Source organism: Brevibacillus borstelensis (genome assembly GCF_036700025.1).
GTDB classification, from domain to species: domain Bacteria; phylum Bacillota; class Bacilli; order Brevibacillales; family Brevibacillaceae; genus Brevibacillus; species Brevibacillus borstelensis.
Map to the genome: position 1 here is coordinate 4,124,322 of NZ_CP144922.1, position 17,313 is coordinate 4,141,634.

The following is a 17,313-nucleotide window of genomic DNA, read 5'->3' on the forward strand; positions in this document are numbered from 1 at the left end:
GCCTATGGACAGGAGAGATACACAATGGAAACGCAAAAAAATAGAGGATTGTTGATTACTGGCCTGCTCGTCGCGATGTTGTTCGCCTCTCTTGACAATACGATTGTGGGAACAGCAATGCCGCGGATTGTCGGTGAGCTGGGGGGACTGGGGATTATGACCTGGCTGACCACCGCCTACATGCTCAGCTCCACTACGGTTGTCCCTATCGCCGGCAAAATGGCCGATCTGATCGGTCGGAAAACGGTTTATGTAACGGGCCTGATCATTTTCATGCTCGGCTCTGCGCTTTGCGGTATGGCTCAGTCCATGACCCAGCTCATCTTTTTTCGCGCTGTGCAGGGAATTGGCGGCGGCGTTATGATGCCGATGGCGATGATTATTATCGGGGACATTTTTACAGGGGAACAACGGGCCAAATGGCAAGGGGTGTTTGGAGCTGTATTCGGTCTGTCTTCGATCATCGGTCCGCAGGTGGGCGGTTGGATTGTAGACGCATCCAACTGGCGCTGGGTTTTTTACATCAACATGCCGGTCGGAGTACTGGCTACCATCCTGATCGCCATTGCGCTTAAAAACCGCCAGCAAACGGGTCCGGTCACCTTTGATATCTGGGGAATGTTTACGATGGTCGGAGGAGTCGTCAGCCTCCTTCTGGCGCTTACCTTCGGGGGCAAAAATTACCCCTGGCTCTCTTGGCAGATTCTTTCTCTATTCGCCTTGTCCGCCGCCTTCATTACCGGATTCATATGGATCGAAGGCCGAACAAAAGAGCCAATCCTGCCGCTGCGCCTGTTTCAAAACGAACCTTTTCGCTTTTGAGCGGAATTGGCTTTCTGATGTCGGTCGGGATGTTTGGCGCGATTATGTTCGTCCCGCTGTTTATGCAAGGTGTCGTAGGCATCAGTCCCTCGGAATCCGGAACCGTCATGGTGCCGATGATGCTCTCGATGATGGCTGCCAGCATGCTTGGCGGGAGAATCGTCAAGTTTTTGGGAGTGCGGCTCCAGATGATTATTGGCATGGTCGCGATGGGCGCCGGCTTTTGGCTTTTGTCGACGATGGGCATGGAGACAACAAAATATACGACGATGGTGCATATGGTCGTGCTCGGGTTGGGAATCGGGCTGGTCATGCCGATGATTACCATTGCCTTGCAGGAGTCCTTTCCCAAATCTCAGCTTGGCGTAGTGACTTCCTCCAGTCAGTTTTTCCGGCAAATTGGCGGGACGTTCGGGATGACGATCCTCGGTGCTGTAATGAACTATCATTCGACCAATTTGCTTACAGCAAGCTTGGTACCGTATCTGGAGCAGCTGCCGCCTCAGGCCCACGATATGGTCGTCCATTTTGAATCGATGATCAGGACGAATCCACAGGGGATGTATTCGATGCTTCTTAGTCCAGAGGCCCTGTCCCAAATCCCTGCGGCCATCCAGCAAACGCTGCTGCCCATCTTGAAAGTCTCGATGGTCGAATCCCTGCACCATGTGTACCGATACGGGCTGCTCTTCGTCCTGCTGGGAGCGATTTGCACGCTTTTCCTCGGCAACATCAAACTGTCCACCACACAGAAGAGTGAGGAAAAAAAGCCAAACAGACGTCCGGAGCCGGAGACACAACAGTGATAGGGACGATTTACAACAACAAGGCCCCTGTCGCAGAGCCGGTAGCATCCAACTCGCGGCAAGGGCCGTTTATCAATTCCCATCGTATGTACACCGGGTTTCAGCAATACCTCTTTACAGCTCGACAAGCTCGCCGGACTCACCATCGTACATGCAGTCACAGTCAATGACGTAGACAGGAATCGCTTTCTTTCTGCCGCGTCCGCTAGGGTCCGGGTAGTGGGGATCAAACATGTATCTCAGTTTGACAGTTACTCTGCCCTTCAGCGCATCCCAGGCTTCCGCTCTGGTTCGCAGAGCTTTCCGGAAATGGTCGTTTCCTGCTATTCCTTTCTCTTCGGCATGATCGCCTTCTCCCGCTTTGACACTCCGCCAGAAATCCAAAGCGTCCATAATCTGAACGAGTTCCCATGTATCTCGGTCAAAAAAGAAACGGATGCCTCCCCCCATCAAGAGCGGTATGCCGTGAATCATACGATGTACGTGGACGACTACCCGATTTTGGGGGAAGCTCTCGACAGCTTCCTGATCCGGTTTGCGGGTGTAGACGTACTCAAATGGATCGTCAGCATAGGCGGTGGATAAGTACGATCGGACAAGTTCCTTGGCAAGCTCTTTTTCCTCCATCGCAAGATCAGGGAAAAGCGGATGGGGCGCGTCGATCTCTGCTTCTGTCACGTGGTCGGAAAGACGCAGCAGCTCACGGTAGTCCTTGGTCCAAATCGGCTGTTCGTTCCATTTCACTGGCTTTGCGTCCGCTTCGTTCTGATACAATGCAATTCGCTCCAGCACCACGATTTCATCCGAAAACAGAAGTTCCCCCGTTTTGGCGTGAATGACATGCTCATGGCAGACATAGAACGGTTTTTCCAGCGAAAGGACCGGAAGATAGCCCAGGGACAATTGTTCTTCCGTGAGCTTTGCCAAAAGATTGCCGTCCGATATCCGTTCTTCGCCCTCTTCAAACTCGCAGTCATCCCATCTGCAATACAGGTGAAGAAGCTGATTATCATCTGCGTCCAGCCTTATGTCAAATTGCTGGTAGCTTCGGAATGGAATGCCGGCGCGGGCCCGGGAAAAGCTGAGCTCGTACCATTTGTCTCCGCATAACCGCTTTTTCCGGACTACAAGCTCGCCCAGATCAATCGGCAATCCGAGCTTTTCTATCCATTGGATGATGTGCCCCGAGACCTTCCTGTACATCTCATCGTCCATGTCCTCTACATCAAGATTCTCAGCCGTCTGGTCACTGCCATACCGATAGAAGGCAGTCAGCTTTCCCGTGCACGCATCCAGCACGGCGAGTATCGTATTTTTGTTTACCAGGCCTTCCTCATCCAGCTCCGGCTCTCCTCTTTTGTTCCACATCACTTCCATTGTATAGAAGGGCGTCTGGTTCTGTTCGCTATTTCGATAGATGCCGCTCGTTATGACTTCATGCGTACACGGTATGTCTGTCCACTGCTCTATTCTCTTGATCGCTTCTTCAACGGTTATCAGCTTCAAGGGCCATTCCTCCAAAGTACAAAAAATACACCTCTCTTTCAGTACGTGTGAAGAGCCCTGGTGGTTTCCTGAAAAAAAAGCGTACATCCCAGAGCGGATGCACGCTTTTTGAAAGCTGTGTTTCTTCTTACGAGAAGAAGAAGCGTTTCACAGCGTATTTGGTTGTTTCTTTGTTCATGTGAGCGATCGAAGTGGTGAGCGGAATACCTTTCGGGCAAGCCTGCACGCAGTTTTGCGAGTTTCCGCAGTCACCGATACCGCCGTCCTCCATCAATGCTTCCAGACGCTCATGCTTGTTCATTGCACCAGTCGGATGCTGGTTGAACAAGCGCACTTGCGAGATAGCGAAAGGACCGATGAAGTCGGATTTTTGGTTGACGTTCGGGCATGCTTCCAGACAAACCCCGCACGTCATGCACTTGGACAGCTCATAAGCCCATTGGCGCTCTACCTCAGGCATGCGCGGACCTGGTCCCAGATCGTGGGTACCATCGATCGGAATCCATGCTTTGACGCGTTTCAGGGCGTCAAACATGCGGCTTCGGTCGATAGAGAGGTCGCGCTGAACCGGGAAGGTGCTCATCGGCTCAAGACGGATTGGCTGCTCCAGCTTGTCGATCAGAGCGGAACATGCCTGACGCGGCTTGCCGTTAATCACCATCGAACAAGCGCCGCACACTTCCTCCAGACAGTTGGACTCCCAGTTGACCGGGGAAGTCTTTTGTCCTTGTGCGTTTACAGGGTTGCGCTGAATCTCCATCAACGCACCGATCACGTTCATGTTCGGACGGTACGGGATTTTAAATTCTTCCACATACGGAGCGCTGTTAGGGCTGTCTTGACGAGTGATTTTCAGATGAATAAGCTTTTCTGCCATGATCAGTTCCCTCCCCTCTTACTTCTTCTTCTTGTCAGACGTATAGTCACGTTTACGCGGCGGAATCAGGGAAACATCCACGTCTTCGTAGTAAATTTCCGGTGCAGTCGTCTCCGGATTGTACTTGGCCATCGTTGTTTTCATGAAGTTCTCGTCGTCGCGCTCTGGGAATTCAGGCTTGTAGTGAGCGCCGCGGCTCTCGTTGCGGTTCAATGCGCCGAGCGTGATCACGCGGGCGAGCACAAGCATGTTCCACAGGTGACGAGTGAAGGATGCGCCGGAGTTGCTCCATTTGCTCGTATCGTTGATGTTGATCTTCTTGTAGCGCTCCATCAGTTCCTGAATTTTTTCATCCGTTTTTTGCAGACGGTCATTGTAGCGCACTACCGTTACGTTATCGGTCATCCACTCACCCAGTTCCTTGTGGAGGAGGTATGCGTTTTCAGTGCCGTCCATCTTGAGGATGTTGTCGTACTTCTCTTGGTTTTGCTTGGTATAGCTGTCGAAGATCGCAGAAGACAGATCGTCGGCAGACTCATCCAGACCGTTGATGTACTCGATCGCTTTCGGACCAGCCACCATTCCGCCAAAGATCGCGGACAGAAGCGAGTTCGCACCCAAACGGTTTGCACCGTGCTGGGAGTAATCGCACTCACCTGCAGCAAACAGACCAGGAATATTGGTCATTTGGTTGTAGTCTACCCACATGCCGCCCATCGAGTAGTGAACAGCCGGGAAGATTTTCATCGGAACTTTGCGCGGGTCATCCCCGACAAACTTCTCGTAGATCTCAATGATTCCGCCCAGTTTTACGTCGAGCTCTTTCGGGTCTTTGTGAGACAGGTCCAGATATACCATGTTCTCGCCATTGATACCCAGCTTCATGTCTACACAGACGTGGAAGATTTCGCGGGTCGCAATGTCGCGCGGAACGAGGTTTCCGTACGCCGGGTATTTTTCCTCAAGGAAGTACCACGGTTTTCCGTCTTTGTATGTCCAGACGCGGCCACCCTCACCACGAGCGGATTCAGACATCAGGCGCAGCTTGTCGTCGCCAGGAATCGCAGTCGGGTGAATTTGGATCATTTCGCCGTTCGCGTAAATGACGCCCTGCTGATAAGCCGCAGACGCTGCTGTACCCGTATTGATGATGGAGTTGGTGGATTTACCGAAGATGATACCAGGTCCACCGGTAGCCATAATGACGGCATCTGCGCGGAAAGAGCGAATTTCTGCAGAGCGCAGGTTTTGTGCCGTAATCCCCTTACAGGTGCCTTTCTCATCCAACACGACACCGAGGAAATCCCAATATTCGTACTTGGTCACAAGACCTTCCGCTTCAAAACGGCGAACTTGCTCGTCCAGAGCGTACAGGAGCTGCTGACCGGTTGTCGCACCAGCAAAAGCGGTACGGTGATGCTTGGTTCCCCCGAAACGGCGGAAGTCCAGAAGTCCTTCTGGTGTACGGTTGAACATGACGCCCATCCGGTCCAGCATGTAGATGATGCCGGGAGCGGCGTCACACATTGCTTTTACAGGCGGCTGGTTGGCCAGGAAGTCTCCCCCGTATACGGTGTCGTCAAAGTGTTCCCAGGTGGAGTCGCCTTCCCCTTTTGTATTAACGGCACCGTTGATACCGCCCTGCGCACATACGGAGTGGGATCGCTTTACCGGAACCAGGGAGAACAACTCGACGGGAACGCCTTTTTCTGCTGCTTTAATGGTAGCCATCAAGCCGGCCAAGCCACCACCGACAATGATCAGTTTACCTTTTGCCATGTATGAGTCCCCCTATCCCTATTGAATGAACGCTGCCATCGCGCTTAAGCCGATGAACGAAACGATAACGAAAATACCCATGGTTACGTAAGTGGCAATGCGTTGGGAACGCGGGCCGACAGTGATTCCCCAGTGAACGAGGAAAGACCAGATACCGTTGGAAAAGTGGAACACGGTGCTGAGAATCCCGATTGCGTAGAAAATGATCATTACAGGACTGCTCAGGATATTGGCCATCATGTCATAGTTGACTTCGGCACCCATCGCTTTTGGAATACGTGTCTCAAATACGTGCCATGCGATAAAGATGAGCGTGATAATACCTGTCAGGCGCTGCCACAGGAACATCTGGTTCCGGAATTGACTGAAGCTGCCGACGTTGTGCTTTGCTTGGAAAGCAATGTAGATCCCATACACAGCGTGGAACAGGATGGGAATGTAGATAAAGACAAATTCCAAGACAATCAAAAACGGAACATGTTCAATCAATCCTACGACCTCATTGAACGCTTCCGGTCCTCGGGTTGCCTGATAGTTCGCTGTCAAGTGGAACAAGAGAAACAGCCCGACTGGGAACAAACCGAGTAATGAGTGAAGCCTGTGACTCAAAAAGCTATGGCCTTTCGCCATACAGTGGTCCCCCTTTCAATTATATGTCGCGTCCTTTTCATAGAGCTTTTCTCCACTATCCTAACCCATTGCCACCATGGTTACACATAATCGAAGGGCGACTTTCTCCCTGGGCGTGGCAAATTGTGTCGGAATACGGAAAAAAGTTGGGCAAAACGTTGACCAAAACCAATTGTACTCCTGTCTTTATAGAGCGTCAAGACAATGAATAGACTAATTCTATTTTTAGAATGGACTAAAAAAATTTGCTATTTTCTATGAATCTGTCATATCTCGCTTCTCTTTCTCATATTACTATATCAAGTAACAAACCAGACCGCATTCTCTCGCAGGCCTCGGTGCAAAACCTTTGCAAAAAGGGACAAGCACCGGCCGCCTGTGCTAGAAAAGGAGGCATCCCGGTGAAAGAACAGGAACAACTCGGGGCACTGCTCCCCTCCCGTGTCATTACCGACATCGAACGCATTCACATGCCCTACCTGGGCTATCATCTGCTTCGCGAAAAACTGACAAGCACTCTTTTGGGAGAAAGCGAGCAAGCCATTCTCCACTGGCTGGGAAAAGACATTGGCCGTCAGATTCCGATCCAGTCCGCAGCGGGCCTCGTCATGCCTTTTATCAGGCTGGGCCTCGGCAAGCTGGATGTCCTGGAGGAGGGAGAGCGTCATTATCGATATCGATTGACGCACACGATTTTTTCATACATGCCGCCTGAACGAATTTTGCGCTCTCTGGCCCTGGAATGCGGAATCATTGCCGGAGCCGTCAACAGGTGGCAGGGCAGGGAGCCGGAGGTGCGAATGGAGCTGGCCGAGAAGGGGAGCGTCTTGATCTCTTTGGCTGTTTGAATGCGTGATTCTTCTGGTGCCATCACCTGAACAAAAGTCCCGGATCAGCTTCCCTATATTTATATAGAAGAAACAGGAAAATGGAATCAAATGCGCCTCGCTGCAATGAACAGCCAGACGGTCATATTTAACCCCCCTCTTCAACGAAAAGGGGGGAGGCGACTCTTGTATGTGGTTGTGCTTACAAACTGTGCACCACGGCTTCTTCGCTTACGTCCAAGCCGTAGGCCGTATGCAAGCTGCGAACTGCCAGTTCCGTAAGTTCTGCGGGAATCACGCAAGAAACCTTGATGTCGGAGGTGGATACCATTTTGATCGTGATGTCCTGCTCGGCCAAGACGCGGAACATCTCGGCGGCAACCCCCGGATTGTTCACCATGCCGGCACCGACGATCGATACCTTGGTCAGGCCCTCTTCATGATCGACTTTTTCAAAGCCAAGCCCTGCCTGATTGGAGGAGAGGGTTTCCAGCGCTTTTGGCAGGTCGCTGGCAGCCACCGTGAACGAGATGTTCGTCACGTCCGCATCATAGGAGCTTTGGATAATGATGTCTACGTTTACCTGGTTGTCAGCCAGCGTATTGAAGAGGCGGGACAGGGTTCCCACTCGCGCAGGCATGCCCACGACCGTCAGTTTTGCCACATCTTCATCATGTGCCACGCCGCTTACTACTCTTCCTGTTTCCATATTGGCAACCTCCTCTACGTACGTACCTTCTTCAGCCGTAAAACTGGATCGGACGACGAGCCGCACTTTGTATGTTTTGGCCGCTTCCACAGAGCGCGGGTGAAGAACACCGGCCCCCAGATTGGCCAGCTCCAGCATTTCGTCATATGAGATACTGTCCAGCTTTTGCGCGGACGGAACGACCCGCGGATCGGCCGTATACACGCCGGCCACATCCGTAAAGATCTCGCATCTGTCGGCATTCAGGCCGGCTGCAAGCGCTACGGCAGAAGTATCGGAACCGCCTCGTCCCAATGTGGTTATTTCTCCTTCGGCACTGACCCCTTGAAACCCTGCCACAATGACGACACGTCCCCGGGCCAGTTCCTTTTGAATCCGCTCGGTTTTGATTTCCGTGATCCGCGCTTTGCTGTGGATCGCTTCTGTTGTGACACCAGCCTGCCAGCCGGTGAGAGAAATGGCGTCATAGCCGCGCTGATGCAGAGCCATGGACAAAAGTGCGATGGAGACCTGTTCACCTGTCGCCAAGAGCATATCCATCTCGCGCTCCGAAGGGTAGGCGGAAATTTGTTTGGCCATATCCACCAGCACATCTGTCGACTTGCCCATCGCGGATACGACAATGACCATATCATGGCCCGCTTTTTTATATTCAATAATCCGGTCTGCTACTCGAAAAATGCGTTCAATGCTACCAACGGAGGTCCCTCCGTATTTCTGCACGATCAACCCCATGCGGCTTCTCTCCCTTTTCCTTGAATAGACCAATGTCTCTATGGATATTCTCTGTCGAAACGAAACGTTGCATGAGTCTTTTCCTTATCAAAAAAGGCAACGACAAGGAAAATACCTGCCGTTGCCTACGTAATAGACAATATCGGTTCCTCCTTCCCTGGACCACGCAAGCCGCTGGCACAAAGCATGACAGTACAGCCCCTGTCATCTACACGCAGCAGACTCGTGAGATAGCTCTCCATCCGGCAATGGGGTATTGCTCGGATGACAGTCCTGTATTTGTTCAACACAGGCCCAGCACGCAAGGAAGCGGGTCTTCCCTCCGTACTTCGGCGAATCCCCCTTTCCGCTACCCGTCAACGATCCCGATCTCAGGGTGGTACTCATGGTTTTCGCGCCTCTACCTCACTCCAATAAAGGGAAGTGAGGTTACATATTCTGTTTGAAAGGGATTATATCACGCAAAAGGCAACGGTTCAAATATTATTTTGAACAATTTCTCAGCTCACATCTTCCTGAGATGGGCGATAATCTCCCGGGCCAGCTTGTCGCCAATCCCGAGCTGCCTGAAATCCTCGACAGTCGCCTCTTTCATCTTTTTCAGCGAACCAAAATGCTGGAACAGAAGCTTGCGCCGTTTTTCGCCGATGCCGGGAATGTCGTCCAACTGGGAAGAGAGCATCGTCTTTGTCCGGGCCTGCCGGTGAAACGTAATCGCAAATCGGTGGACCTCATCCTGCACGCGCTGGAGCAGGTAAAACTCATAGCTGTCCCGCTTCAGCTCGACCGGCTCGGGCGGATTCCCGTAGAGGAGCTGGGCAGTCTTGTGCTTTTCATCCTTGGCCAGACCGCATACCGGGATGTAGAGCCCCAATTCATTTTCCAGCACATCCATCGCAGCGCTGATCTGTCCTTTGCCTCCGTCAATTACGATCAGGTCGGGCAGCGTCTGGTTTTCCTTCAGCAGGCGCGTGTACCGGCGCCGGACTACCTCGCGCATCGAGCCGTAGTCATCCGGCCCCTCGACGCTTTTGATCTTGAATTTCCGGTACTCTTTTTTGTCCGGGCGTCCATCCGTAAACACGACCATCGCAGAGACCGGCTCTGTCCCCTGAATGTTGGAGTTGTCAAACGCTTCGATCCGGTGCGGGGTTCCGATCCCGAGAATATGGCCCAGATTGTGCACAGCCTGAATCGTCCGGGCATCGTCCTTGGACATGAGCGCAAATTTCTCCTGCAGGGCGATGCGGGCATTCTCGCTGGCCATCTGCACCAGCTCCCGCTTTTTGCCGCGCTTCGGCGCATGCACCTTCACGCCCAGCCACTCGGCGAGCAGCTCCGGATCGCTTTCCTCCGGCAGCAGGATTTCCCGGGGGAGGGCATTCTGCTTGTCAAAGTAAAACTGGCTGACGTAGGACATGAAATCCTCTTTTTCGCCGCCGTAGTAAGGAAAAGAGGTCGTATCCCGCTCAATCATTTTGCCTTGCCTCATATAGAAAACCTGGACGCACATCCAGCCTTTCTCTACAGAAAATCCGATGATGTCGCGGTCGACCGTATCGGTGAAGGTCACCTTTTGCTTCTCCATGACCGCCTCGATGCTGCGGATCTGGTCACGGTACTCCTTGGCCCGTTCAAACTCCATATTCTCCGCCGCCTGCTGCATTTTCTCCGTCAACTGCTTTTTCATTTCCTCGTGGCCGCCGTCGAGAAAACGGGCAATCTCCTCGACCAGCCGCTGATTCTCCGCCGCCTCTACCTCGTACACACAAGGCGCCAGACATTGTCCCAAATGGTAGTAGAGACAGACCTGCTTCGGCATCGTTTTGCACTTGCGCAGCGGGTAGAGTCGATCCAGCAGCTTTTTCACCTCGGAAGCCGCGCCCGCGTTCGCGTACGGACCGAAGTAACGTGCCTTGTCCTTCAGCACTTTGCGGGTAATCTCCAGCCGCGGCTGCGCTTCGTTGGTGATCTTGATGTAGGGGTACGTCTTGTCGTCCATCAGTTTGACATTGTAGCGCGGATTGTGCTTTTTGATCAGATTGCACTCCAGGATGAGCGCTTCGATCGCTGAAGAGACGACGATGTATTCAAAATCGGCAATCTCGCTGACCAACAGCTGCGTCTTGCCGTCATGGCTTCCGGTAAAATAGGAGCGAACGCGGTTTTTCAGCACTTTGGCCTTGCCCACGTAAATAATTTCGCCCTCTTCGTTCTTCATCAGGTAGCAGCCCGGCTTATCCGGCAGGACTGCCAGCTTGTCTTTCAAGGAGCTGTTCACGGCTGCTCCCTCCCTTTCATGTACTCTCTACTCTCATAGACCGCTTCTGCGGTGCTGGGCAAGCGGTTGTTCCAGTGTATAAAAATCATCCTCCAGAGCGCTCATCCGCTCCAGCATCAGCTTGCGGCAATCCTCAACCGCCTGATTGTAAACGACAGGACCCAGGGTTTTCACAAAAAAATCAAGCATCTGCTCTGCGGCCAGACGCCCCAGCTCTTCTCCCCGCTCATCCTGAAAATACAACTGAACCTGGTTGATCACATGCTCTCTCTGTTCACGTGGAAACTTTGTCATTTTCACCTGAGTTCCTCCTCCCGCTCATTTGTCACACGTTTCTTTCATAAAAGATTTTGCAGGAAAACCATGTATGGCAATCTCGGTACATCGAGGTGACTGGCTCAAATTTGAAATGCGCACCGAATTCCCCCGCACACATCTGAAAAAAGCAGATTGAGGGAACATACGTTGTCCTTCCATGTTACCATGTTTTCAGTGAAAACTCGACGGAATCTCTCCCCATCCGTTTGAAAAAGCACCGTATCCATCCTTGGCCAAGCCGAAAAAAGCAGCACCCGCCATTGGCGAATGCTGCTTTTTATAGACCGTATTGCAAGGCTTACAGGTGTTTGCCGACAGTTCCCATGAGGGCTTCCTTCGGTTGGAAACCGATCACTTTATCTACCGGTTGACCGTCTTTGAATACGATCAGGGTAGGGATGGACATGACGCCAAAACGGCCTGCAGACTCCGGATTGTCATCGACGTTTACTTTCACGATTTTGAGCTTGCTGCCTACTTCGCTGTCGATTTGCTCCAATACAGGTGCGATCATTTTGCAAGGGCCGCACCAAGGAGCCCAGAAGTCAACCAGGACAGTTCCGCCTTGCTCTACTTCCTGGGAAAAGGTCTGATCGGTTGCATTAACGATAGCCATGGAATATTACCTCCTTAAATTCGGTACGGAAAAAGGTTCCACACGCCACTCAGTATACCATCCCCCGTAAAAAAAGACTACGTGCGGCGACACTTTCTGACATGTCAAAGTATAGTTTGTCCGAAGCGCCCGTTCCCTATCGCCTTCTTGGGCTGCCTCCGCAAAAAACAGCCTCGCTTCAGAGGAAGCAAGGCTGCAGATGTTCGTAAGCCAAGGGTTACACCAAAACCTTTTTAAATTCTGCAGTCAGCAGCGGAACGACCTCAAACAGGTCTCCCACGATACCGTAATCAGCTACTTGGAAAATTGGCGCTTCCGGATCTTTGTTGATCGCGACAATGACTTTGGAATTGGACATTCCCGCCAAATGCTGAATCGCACCGGAAATGCCGCAGGCGATGTACAGGTCCGGCGTCACCACTTTTCCGGTCTGGCCGATCTGCATGGAGTAATCGCAATAGTCGGCATCGCAGGCCCCGCGGGACGCTCCTACCGCCGCTCCCAGCACGTCAGCCAGCTCATTGAGCGGCTGGAAGCCATCCGCGCTCTTTACGCCGCGGCCGCCGGAGACGATGATCTTCGCTTCTGAAAGGTCGACCTTTCCGCTCGTTTTGCGAACGACTTCGCGCACGATGGAACGAAGGTCTTTGATCTCGACTTCAAATGGCACGACCGTCGCGGTTTTGCCTGTGTCGGCAGTACCTGCGGCGATGTTGTTCGGACGGATCGTAACCATGATTTTTCCGTCTTCAAAACGGCGCTTTTGAAACGCCTTCCCTGCGTAAATCGGCCTGACGAAAACTGGACCCGCTTCGAGCGCGGTAACATCCGAAACCAGTCCCCATCCAAGGCGTGCAGAAACGCGAGGAGCCACGTCACGGCCGATCGCCGTATGTCCGAGGACGACTGCGTCAGGACCGACAAACTCGATCAACTGCTTCAGCGCCTGGCTGTAAGCATCTGATGTGTATTGTGCCAGATCGGCGTGATCAACCACATAGACCGTGCCCGCTCCATGGTGTCCGAGAGCTTCGGCATGTGAAGCCGTATTCGGCCCGAACAGTGCAGCGACCACTTCTCCTCCCTCTGCAAGTATCCCTGCTGCGGCGAGTGCTTCCAGAGAGACATTGCGCAATTGTCCGTCACGTACTTCTGCTACTACCAGTACTTTTTTCATCAGAATCTCTCCCTCTCGCTTAGATTACTTTTGCTTCATTTCGCAGCAATTGCACCAATTCGGACACTTGTGCCGGGATTTCGCCGGCAAGGATGCGGCCTGCTTCCTTCTTCGGCGGCAGTGTCTGATCGACAACCTGTGTCTTCGGCGCAACATCTGCGGCAGAAAGGCCAAGATCGTCAGCAGTCAGGCGCTCCAAAGGCTTTTTCTTGGCCTTCATGATGCCTGGGAGAGAAGGATAGCGAGGCTCGTTCAGCCCTTGCTGTGCCGTGATCAGAACTGGGAGGCTCGTCTCCACCACTTCCGTATCCCCTTCGACGTCGCGCTCCACGCGAACGGAGCTGCCGTTGATCTCCAGCTTGACCGCTGTGGACACATGGTTGATGCCCAGCTCCTCCGCAAGGCGTGGACCGCCTTGTCCGGCTCCCGAGTCGACCGCCATTTGTCCGCCCAGGATCAGGTCGTAGCCGGTTTTGCGAGCTACCGCGGCCAATACCTTCGCCGTCGTATACTCGTCGCCGAACAGCGACTCGTCATCCACCAGAATGGCTTTGTCCGCTCCCATTGCCAATGCGGTACGGAGTTCTTTTTCCACGCGATCCGGACCTACCGAGACGACGGTCACTTCGCCCCCGTGCTCTTCCTTCAGCTTGATCGCTTCTTCAATGGCGTATTCATCGTATGGATTGATGATAAACTCCACGCCGTCATCCTGGATTTTGCCGTCTTGAATCACGATTTTTTCCTCGGTATCAAACGTTTGCTTCATGACAACCAGAATATTCACAAGAATACCTCCCTCATAGTGACGCTGCTGCCTCACGTATGCTGCTGCGGCGAGCTGCATCCTGGTGCCCCCCCGGAAACGCTGGGCAACGAATCCCTTTACCGTGCCTTCCATGTAGGTTCTAGCGATCGGCGAATTGCGGCTTTCGCTTTTCCAGAAAAGCGGCAACTCCTTCTTTTATGTCCTCTGTCCCGAATGCTTGGCCAAACAGCTTTGCCTCCTGTTCGATACCGGCAACGGGACCGTCTGTCATTCCTGTATGAATCGCGTTCAAAGCGAGCTTCATCGTGACGGAGCTCTTTTGGGCGATGACCGCAGCCAGTTCCTTTGCTTTTGCGAGCAGTTCATCGAGCGGGTACACAGCCTCCACCAGTCCGATCCGCAGCGCTTCTTCGCCGCCGATCATCTCCGAGGTGAGGATCATCTGTGTCGCTTTTCCTCGTCCCACCAGCCGGGGCAGTCTTTGCGTGCCGCCGTAGCCCGGGATGAGTCCGAGGTTCAGCTCCGGCAGACCCAGCTTCGCTTCCGGAGCAGCCAGTCTGATGTGGCAAGCCATGGCCAGTTCGAGGCCGCCGCCGAGGCAGGCTCCGTTGATGGCCGCTATAATCGGCTTGGGAAAGCTCTCCAGACGGTCAAACAGCTTCTGGCCGCGCTTCGCCATTTCTTCCGCATCTGCCGGCGAAAGCTCGGTAAACTCTTTAATGTCAGCGCCGGCGATAAAGAAGCGGCCTTCCCCGGTAACGACAATCGCCTTTACGAGCGCGTCATTTTCCAGTTCATCCAGGAGCGCTGCCAATTCCTTCAACGTCTCGTGGCTGAGAGCGTTGGCCGGCGGGCGGTTCACGGAAACGACCGCGATCCGGTCTTCCTTATGGACATTCCAATGAGAATACATCCTCTCTCCCCCTCTTCCTTTTCCCAAAAATGAAGGGCGCTGCTATCTGAGCGAACGCTCAGTCTTGCTATTCCCATTGTAACAAACGGACTGTCTCAACAAAAGCGTTTTCTTTCTCATTTGCCCTTCAAGCCAAATTGGAAGAGGTTATGAATGGGATCGACATGAGAAAGCAGGTCGTACTTGCATTGTTTCATGACCCAGGACGTCGTCACTTCATCCAGCGTGCCAAAAATCATTTTTCGAGCCAACCGGACATCGAGGTCGGAACGGAATACACCCTTTTCGATTCCTTCTCTGATCAACTCTTCGATCAGGTCGAAATACTGCTTCATGACCGCACCGATGCCCTCGCTGATTTCCTGATTGGATTGACGCAATTCGATCTGCGTCACTTTTGCCAGCTCCTGGTCGCGCGATAATTGGCTCAGATGAGTGTGAACAAGGATGTACAATTTTTGTTCGATGGATTCTGCCTGTGCCAGGCGTCCTCGGCCTTCCTCGATAAATGCTCCCATCTTCTCGTTGAAGAGCGAGATGAGGATGTCATCCTTGTTCTCAAAGTAGAGGTAGATCGTTCCGTCCGCTACCTTCGCCTCTTTTGCAATTCTGGATACCTGGGCGTTGTGATAGCCCTGCCGAGCGATGACGCGAACAGCCGCATCAATGATGGCTTGATACTTTTCCCCCGTTTTTTTCGCCATGATTCCCTCCACATTGATAGACAAGTCATTGCAACTGAATGACTATTCATTCATATTTAGTGTATGACAGTTCCCCTATTCTGTCAATCCAAAAGAAATGGCCTTCCTCCACGGAAGACCGCCAATCTGTCAGCTTGTTTTTTCCTGTTCATGCTGCTCTCGCCGAGCTTTGTCCTCCTCCTGGAGTTGACGGCGGAGAACCTTGCCGACGATCGTTTTTGGCAGTTCGGAACGCACCTCGTATTGCCTGGGTATTTTGTAGGCAGCCAAGCGCTGGCGACAGTACTGTTCCAGCTCGCTTTCGGCAACCTGCTGTCCTTCTTTGAATACGACAAAAGCCTTCACCGTTTCCCCGCGGTAAGGATCAGGCACTCCGATGACGGCCGCTTCCTGTATCGCCGGGTGCTCAAACAAAACTTCCTCCACCTCGCGAGGATAAATGTTGAATCCTCCCGCGATGATCATGTCTTTTTTTCGATCGACGATATAAAAATACCCATCCTCGTCCATATAGGCCATATCGCCCGTCAACAGCCAGCCGTCGCGCAGGACAGCCGCTGTTTCCTCCGGTCTGTTCCAATAGCCTGTCATGACTTGCGGTCCTTTGACGGCCAGCTCGCCAATCTCTCCCTGCGGCAGCTCCTCTCCCGTAGCAGGGTCGATAATTCGACAGTCCGTGTCCGGCCACGGCAAACCGATGCTGCCGTTCCTCCTTTTTCCCCAGATCGGATTGGAATGCGTGACAGGGGACGCCTCTGTCAATCCGTAGCCTTCCACCAGCTTTCCTCCGGTCAGCTCTTCGAACCGGGTCTGCACCTCCACCGGCAAAGCCGCGGAGCCGCTGACGCATGCCTCGATCGACTTCAAATCGTATTTGGGCAAATCCGGGTGATTGATCAAGCCGATATACATCGTCGGGGCGCCGGGGAAAAGGGTCGGCTTCTTCTTGTCGATCAGGCTCAGGATCTCCTTGACGTTGAATTTCGGCACGAGAATCAGTTCTGCCGCGATTGAAATTCCTTGATTCATCACGGTTGTCATCCCGTACACGTGAAACAGGGGAAGCGCTCCCAGAATGCGTTCCGTTCCCCGCTTGGTTTTATACAGAACAGCTTGGCACTGAATCGTGTTGGCGATCAAATTTTTGTGGGTCAGCATGACGCCTTTGGCTACTCCTGTCGTTCCCCCGGTGTACTGCAGCAAAGCCAGATCATGCTCCGGGTCGATATCAGGAGAGACAGGCGTGACAGCGCTTTCTTTCAACACAGAAAGAAAAGCCTCAACATCGCTTCCATAGGTGATTTGCGGATTGTGGCCTTGTTTTTTCTGTACGAATGGGTATATCCATCTTTTCACTGTCGGCAAAAAGTCGCCAATACTCGTAATAATCAGACGTTTTAAAGGCGTGGAAGGTCTTACGCCGGCGACGCGCTTGTACAACAGGTCCAATGCAATGATCGTCTCGGCACCTGAATCATGCAGCTGGTGAATCAGCTCCCGCTCGGTGTACAGCGGGTTGGTCATGACGACAGTGGCCCCCGCGAATAAGGCTCCGTAATAGGAAATTACGGCCTGCGGGCAATTGGGAAGCATGATGGCCACCCTGTCTCCTTTTTTGACGCCTCGCTTGATCAAAGCGTTGGCGAACTGGTAGGACATCGTCAACAGCTCACGGTAGGCAATCCGTTTCCCCATAAAAAAAAGGGCATTTCTCTCGGGAAAATCTGCTGCCGCCTGCTCCAGAAAATACGTCAGCGGAACACGGGGGTATTCCAGTGACGGTGCGGTTTCGGGCGGGTAACTAGCAATCCAAGGCTTGGCAATAGACATGGGCATTCCCTCCA

14 protein-coding genes, 1 pseudogene and 1 riboswitch are annotated in these 17,313 nt (G+C 52.9%); of the genes and pseudogenes, 2 read left to right on the forward strand and 13 right to left on the reverse strand.

What is annotated here, in order from left to right:
• The first annotated feature begins 24 nt into the window (after positions 1-24).
• Positions 25-1,628 (forward strand): annotated as a pseudogene (locus V5G20_RS19865) (MDR family MFS transporter).
• Between the two features lie 114 nt (positions 1,629-1,742).
• Here the strand turns inward: V5G20_RS19865 and V5G20_RS19870 are convergent.
• From V5G20_RS19870 to V5G20_RS19885, 4 genes are all read right to left on the reverse strand, one after another.
• Positions 1,743-3,134, reverse strand: coding sequence for a hypothetical protein (locus tag V5G20_RS19870; protein ID WP_122958129.1), 1,392 nt, complete (start codon positions 3,132-3,134; stop codon positions 1,743-1,745).
• A 127-nt stretch (positions 3,135-3,261) separates the two neighbouring features.
• Complete coding sequence (sdhB, locus tag V5G20_RS19875; RefSeq protein ID WP_003387745.1) at positions 3,262-4,011, reverse strand: succinate dehydrogenase iron-sulfur subunit; 750 nt, start codon at positions 4,009-4,011, stop codon at positions 3,262-3,264.
• 18 nt (positions 4,012-4,029) lie between these two features.
• Positions 4,030-5,790, reverse strand: coding sequence for a succinate dehydrogenase flavoprotein subunit (sdhA, locus tag V5G20_RS19880; RefSeq protein ID WP_003387746.1), 1,761 nt, complete (start codon positions 5,788-5,790; stop codon positions 4,030-4,032).
• Positions 5,791-5,808: 18 nt separating this feature from the next.
• Entirely contained in the window at positions 5,809-6,420 is a 612-nt protein-coding gene (locus tag V5G20_RS19885; protein ID WP_003387747.1) for a succinate dehydrogenase cytochrome b558 subunit, read from the reverse strand.
• A gap of 401 nt (positions 6,421-6,821) precedes the next feature.
• On the opposite strand from V5G20_RS19885, the gene V5G20_RS19890 reads away from it, so the two are divergent.
• Positions 6,822-7,268: a DUF2507 domain-containing protein gene (locus V5G20_RS19890; protein ID WP_003387748.1), complete on the forward strand. Its 447-nt coding sequence runs from the start codon at positions 6,822-6,824 to the stop codon at positions 7,266-7,268.
• Between the two features lie 181 nt (positions 7,269-7,449).
• Here V5G20_RS19890 and V5G20_RS19895 read toward each other — a convergent pair whose 3' ends face one another.
• From V5G20_RS19895 to V5G20_RS19935, 9 genes are all read right to left on the reverse strand, one after another.
• Positions 7,450-8,691 carry an aspartate kinase gene (locus tag V5G20_RS19895; protein ID WP_338461907.1) on the reverse strand — a complete coding sequence of 414 codons (1,242 nt, stop codon included), beginning with the start codon at positions 8,689-8,691 and terminating at the stop codon, positions 7,450-7,452.
• Between the two features lie 223 nt (positions 8,692-8,914).
• A riboswitch (Lysine riboswitch) is annotated at positions 8,915-9,102 on the reverse strand.
• Between the two features lie 94 nt (positions 9,103-9,196).
• Complete coding sequence (gene uvrC, locus V5G20_RS19900) at positions 9,197-10,972, reverse strand: excinuclease ABC subunit UvrC (RefSeq protein ID WP_003387750.1); 1,776 nt, start codon at positions 10,970-10,972, stop codon at positions 9,197-9,199.
• Between the two features lie 33 nt (positions 10,973-11,005).
• Entirely contained in the window at positions 11,006-11,266 is a 261-nt protein-coding gene (locus V5G20_RS19905; RefSeq protein ID WP_285844057.1) for a DUF2164 domain-containing protein, read from the reverse strand.
• 322 nt (positions 11,267-11,588) lie between these two features.
• The gene (trxA, locus tag V5G20_RS19910; RefSeq protein ID WP_003387752.1) at positions 11,589-11,906 is read right to left on the reverse strand and encodes a thioredoxin; all 318 of its coding nucleotides are present in this window, start codon (positions 11,904-11,906) and stop codon (positions 11,589-11,591) included.
• Between the two features lie 217 nt (positions 11,907-12,123).
• Positions 12,124-13,083 (reverse strand): electron transfer flavoprotein subunit alpha/FixB family protein, encoded by a 960-nt coding sequence (locus tag V5G20_RS19915; RefSeq protein WP_031932323.1) that lies wholly within the window; start codon positions 13,081-13,083, stop codon positions 12,124-12,126.
• 19 nt (positions 13,084-13,102) lie between these two features.
• Positions 13,103-13,870 carry an electron transfer flavoprotein subunit beta/FixA family protein gene (locus tag V5G20_RS19920; protein WP_003387754.1) on the reverse strand — a complete coding sequence of 256 codons (768 nt, stop codon included), beginning with the start codon at positions 13,868-13,870 and terminating at the stop codon, positions 13,103-13,105.
• A gap of 121 nt (positions 13,871-13,991) precedes the next feature.
• Positions 13,992-14,765 carry an enoyl-CoA hydratase gene (locus tag V5G20_RS19925; protein WP_039069955.1) on the reverse strand — a complete coding sequence of 258 codons (774 nt, stop codon included), beginning with the start codon at positions 14,763-14,765 and terminating at the stop codon, positions 13,992-13,994.
• Positions 14,766-14,881: 116 nt separating this feature from the next.
• Positions 14,882-15,469 (reverse strand): TetR/AcrR family transcriptional regulator, encoded by a 588-nt coding sequence (locus V5G20_RS19930; protein ID WP_024984375.1) that lies wholly within the window; start codon positions 15,467-15,469, stop codon positions 14,882-14,884.
• A gap of 129 nt (positions 15,470-15,598) precedes the next feature.
• A complete protein-coding gene (locus V5G20_RS19935; protein ID WP_035989340.1) occupies positions 15,599-17,299 on the reverse strand; it encodes an AMP-binding protein in 1,701 nt (566 codons plus the stop codon).
• Positions 17,300-17,313 lie beyond the last annotated feature (14 nt).

Coding starts and splice junctions, on each gene's coding strand:
- V5G20_RS19895 (WP_338461907.1), bottom strand. CDS start 8,691: ATGGGGTTGATCGTGCAGAAATACGGAGGGACCTCCGTTGGTAGCATT.
- V5G20_RS19930 (WP_024984375.1), bottom strand. CDS start 15,469: ATGGCGAAAAAAACGGGGGAAAAGTATCAAGCCATCATTGATGCGGCT.
- sdhB (WP_003387745.1), bottom strand. CDS start 4,011: ATGGCAGAAAAGCTTATTCATCTGAAAATCACTCGTCAAGACAGCCCT.
- V5G20_RS19935 (WP_035989340.1), bottom strand. CDS start 17,299: ATGTCTATTGCCAAGCCTTGGATTGCTAGTTACCCGCCCGAAACCGCA.
- trxA (WP_003387752.1), bottom strand. CDS start 11,906: ATGGCTATCGTTAATGCAACCGATCAGACCTTTTCCCAGGAAGTAGAG.
- V5G20_RS19885 (WP_003387747.1), bottom strand. CDS start 6,420: ATGGCGAAAGGCCATAGCTTTTTGAGTCACAGGCTTCACTCATTACTC.
- sdhA (WP_003387746.1), bottom strand. CDS start 5,790: ATGGCAAAAGGTAAACTGATCATTGTCGGTGGTGGCTTGGCCGGCTTG.
- V5G20_RS19915 (WP_031932323.1), bottom strand. CDS start 13,083: ATGAAAAAAGTACTGGTAGTAGCAGAAGTACGTGACGGACAATTGCGC.
- V5G20_RS19905 (WP_285844057.1), bottom strand. CDS start 11,266: ATGACAAAGTTTCCACGTGAACAGAGAGAGCATGTGATCAACCAGGTT.
- V5G20_RS19925 (WP_039069955.1), bottom strand. CDS start 14,765: ATGTATTCTCATTGGAATGTCCATAAGGAAGACCGGATCGCGGTCGTT.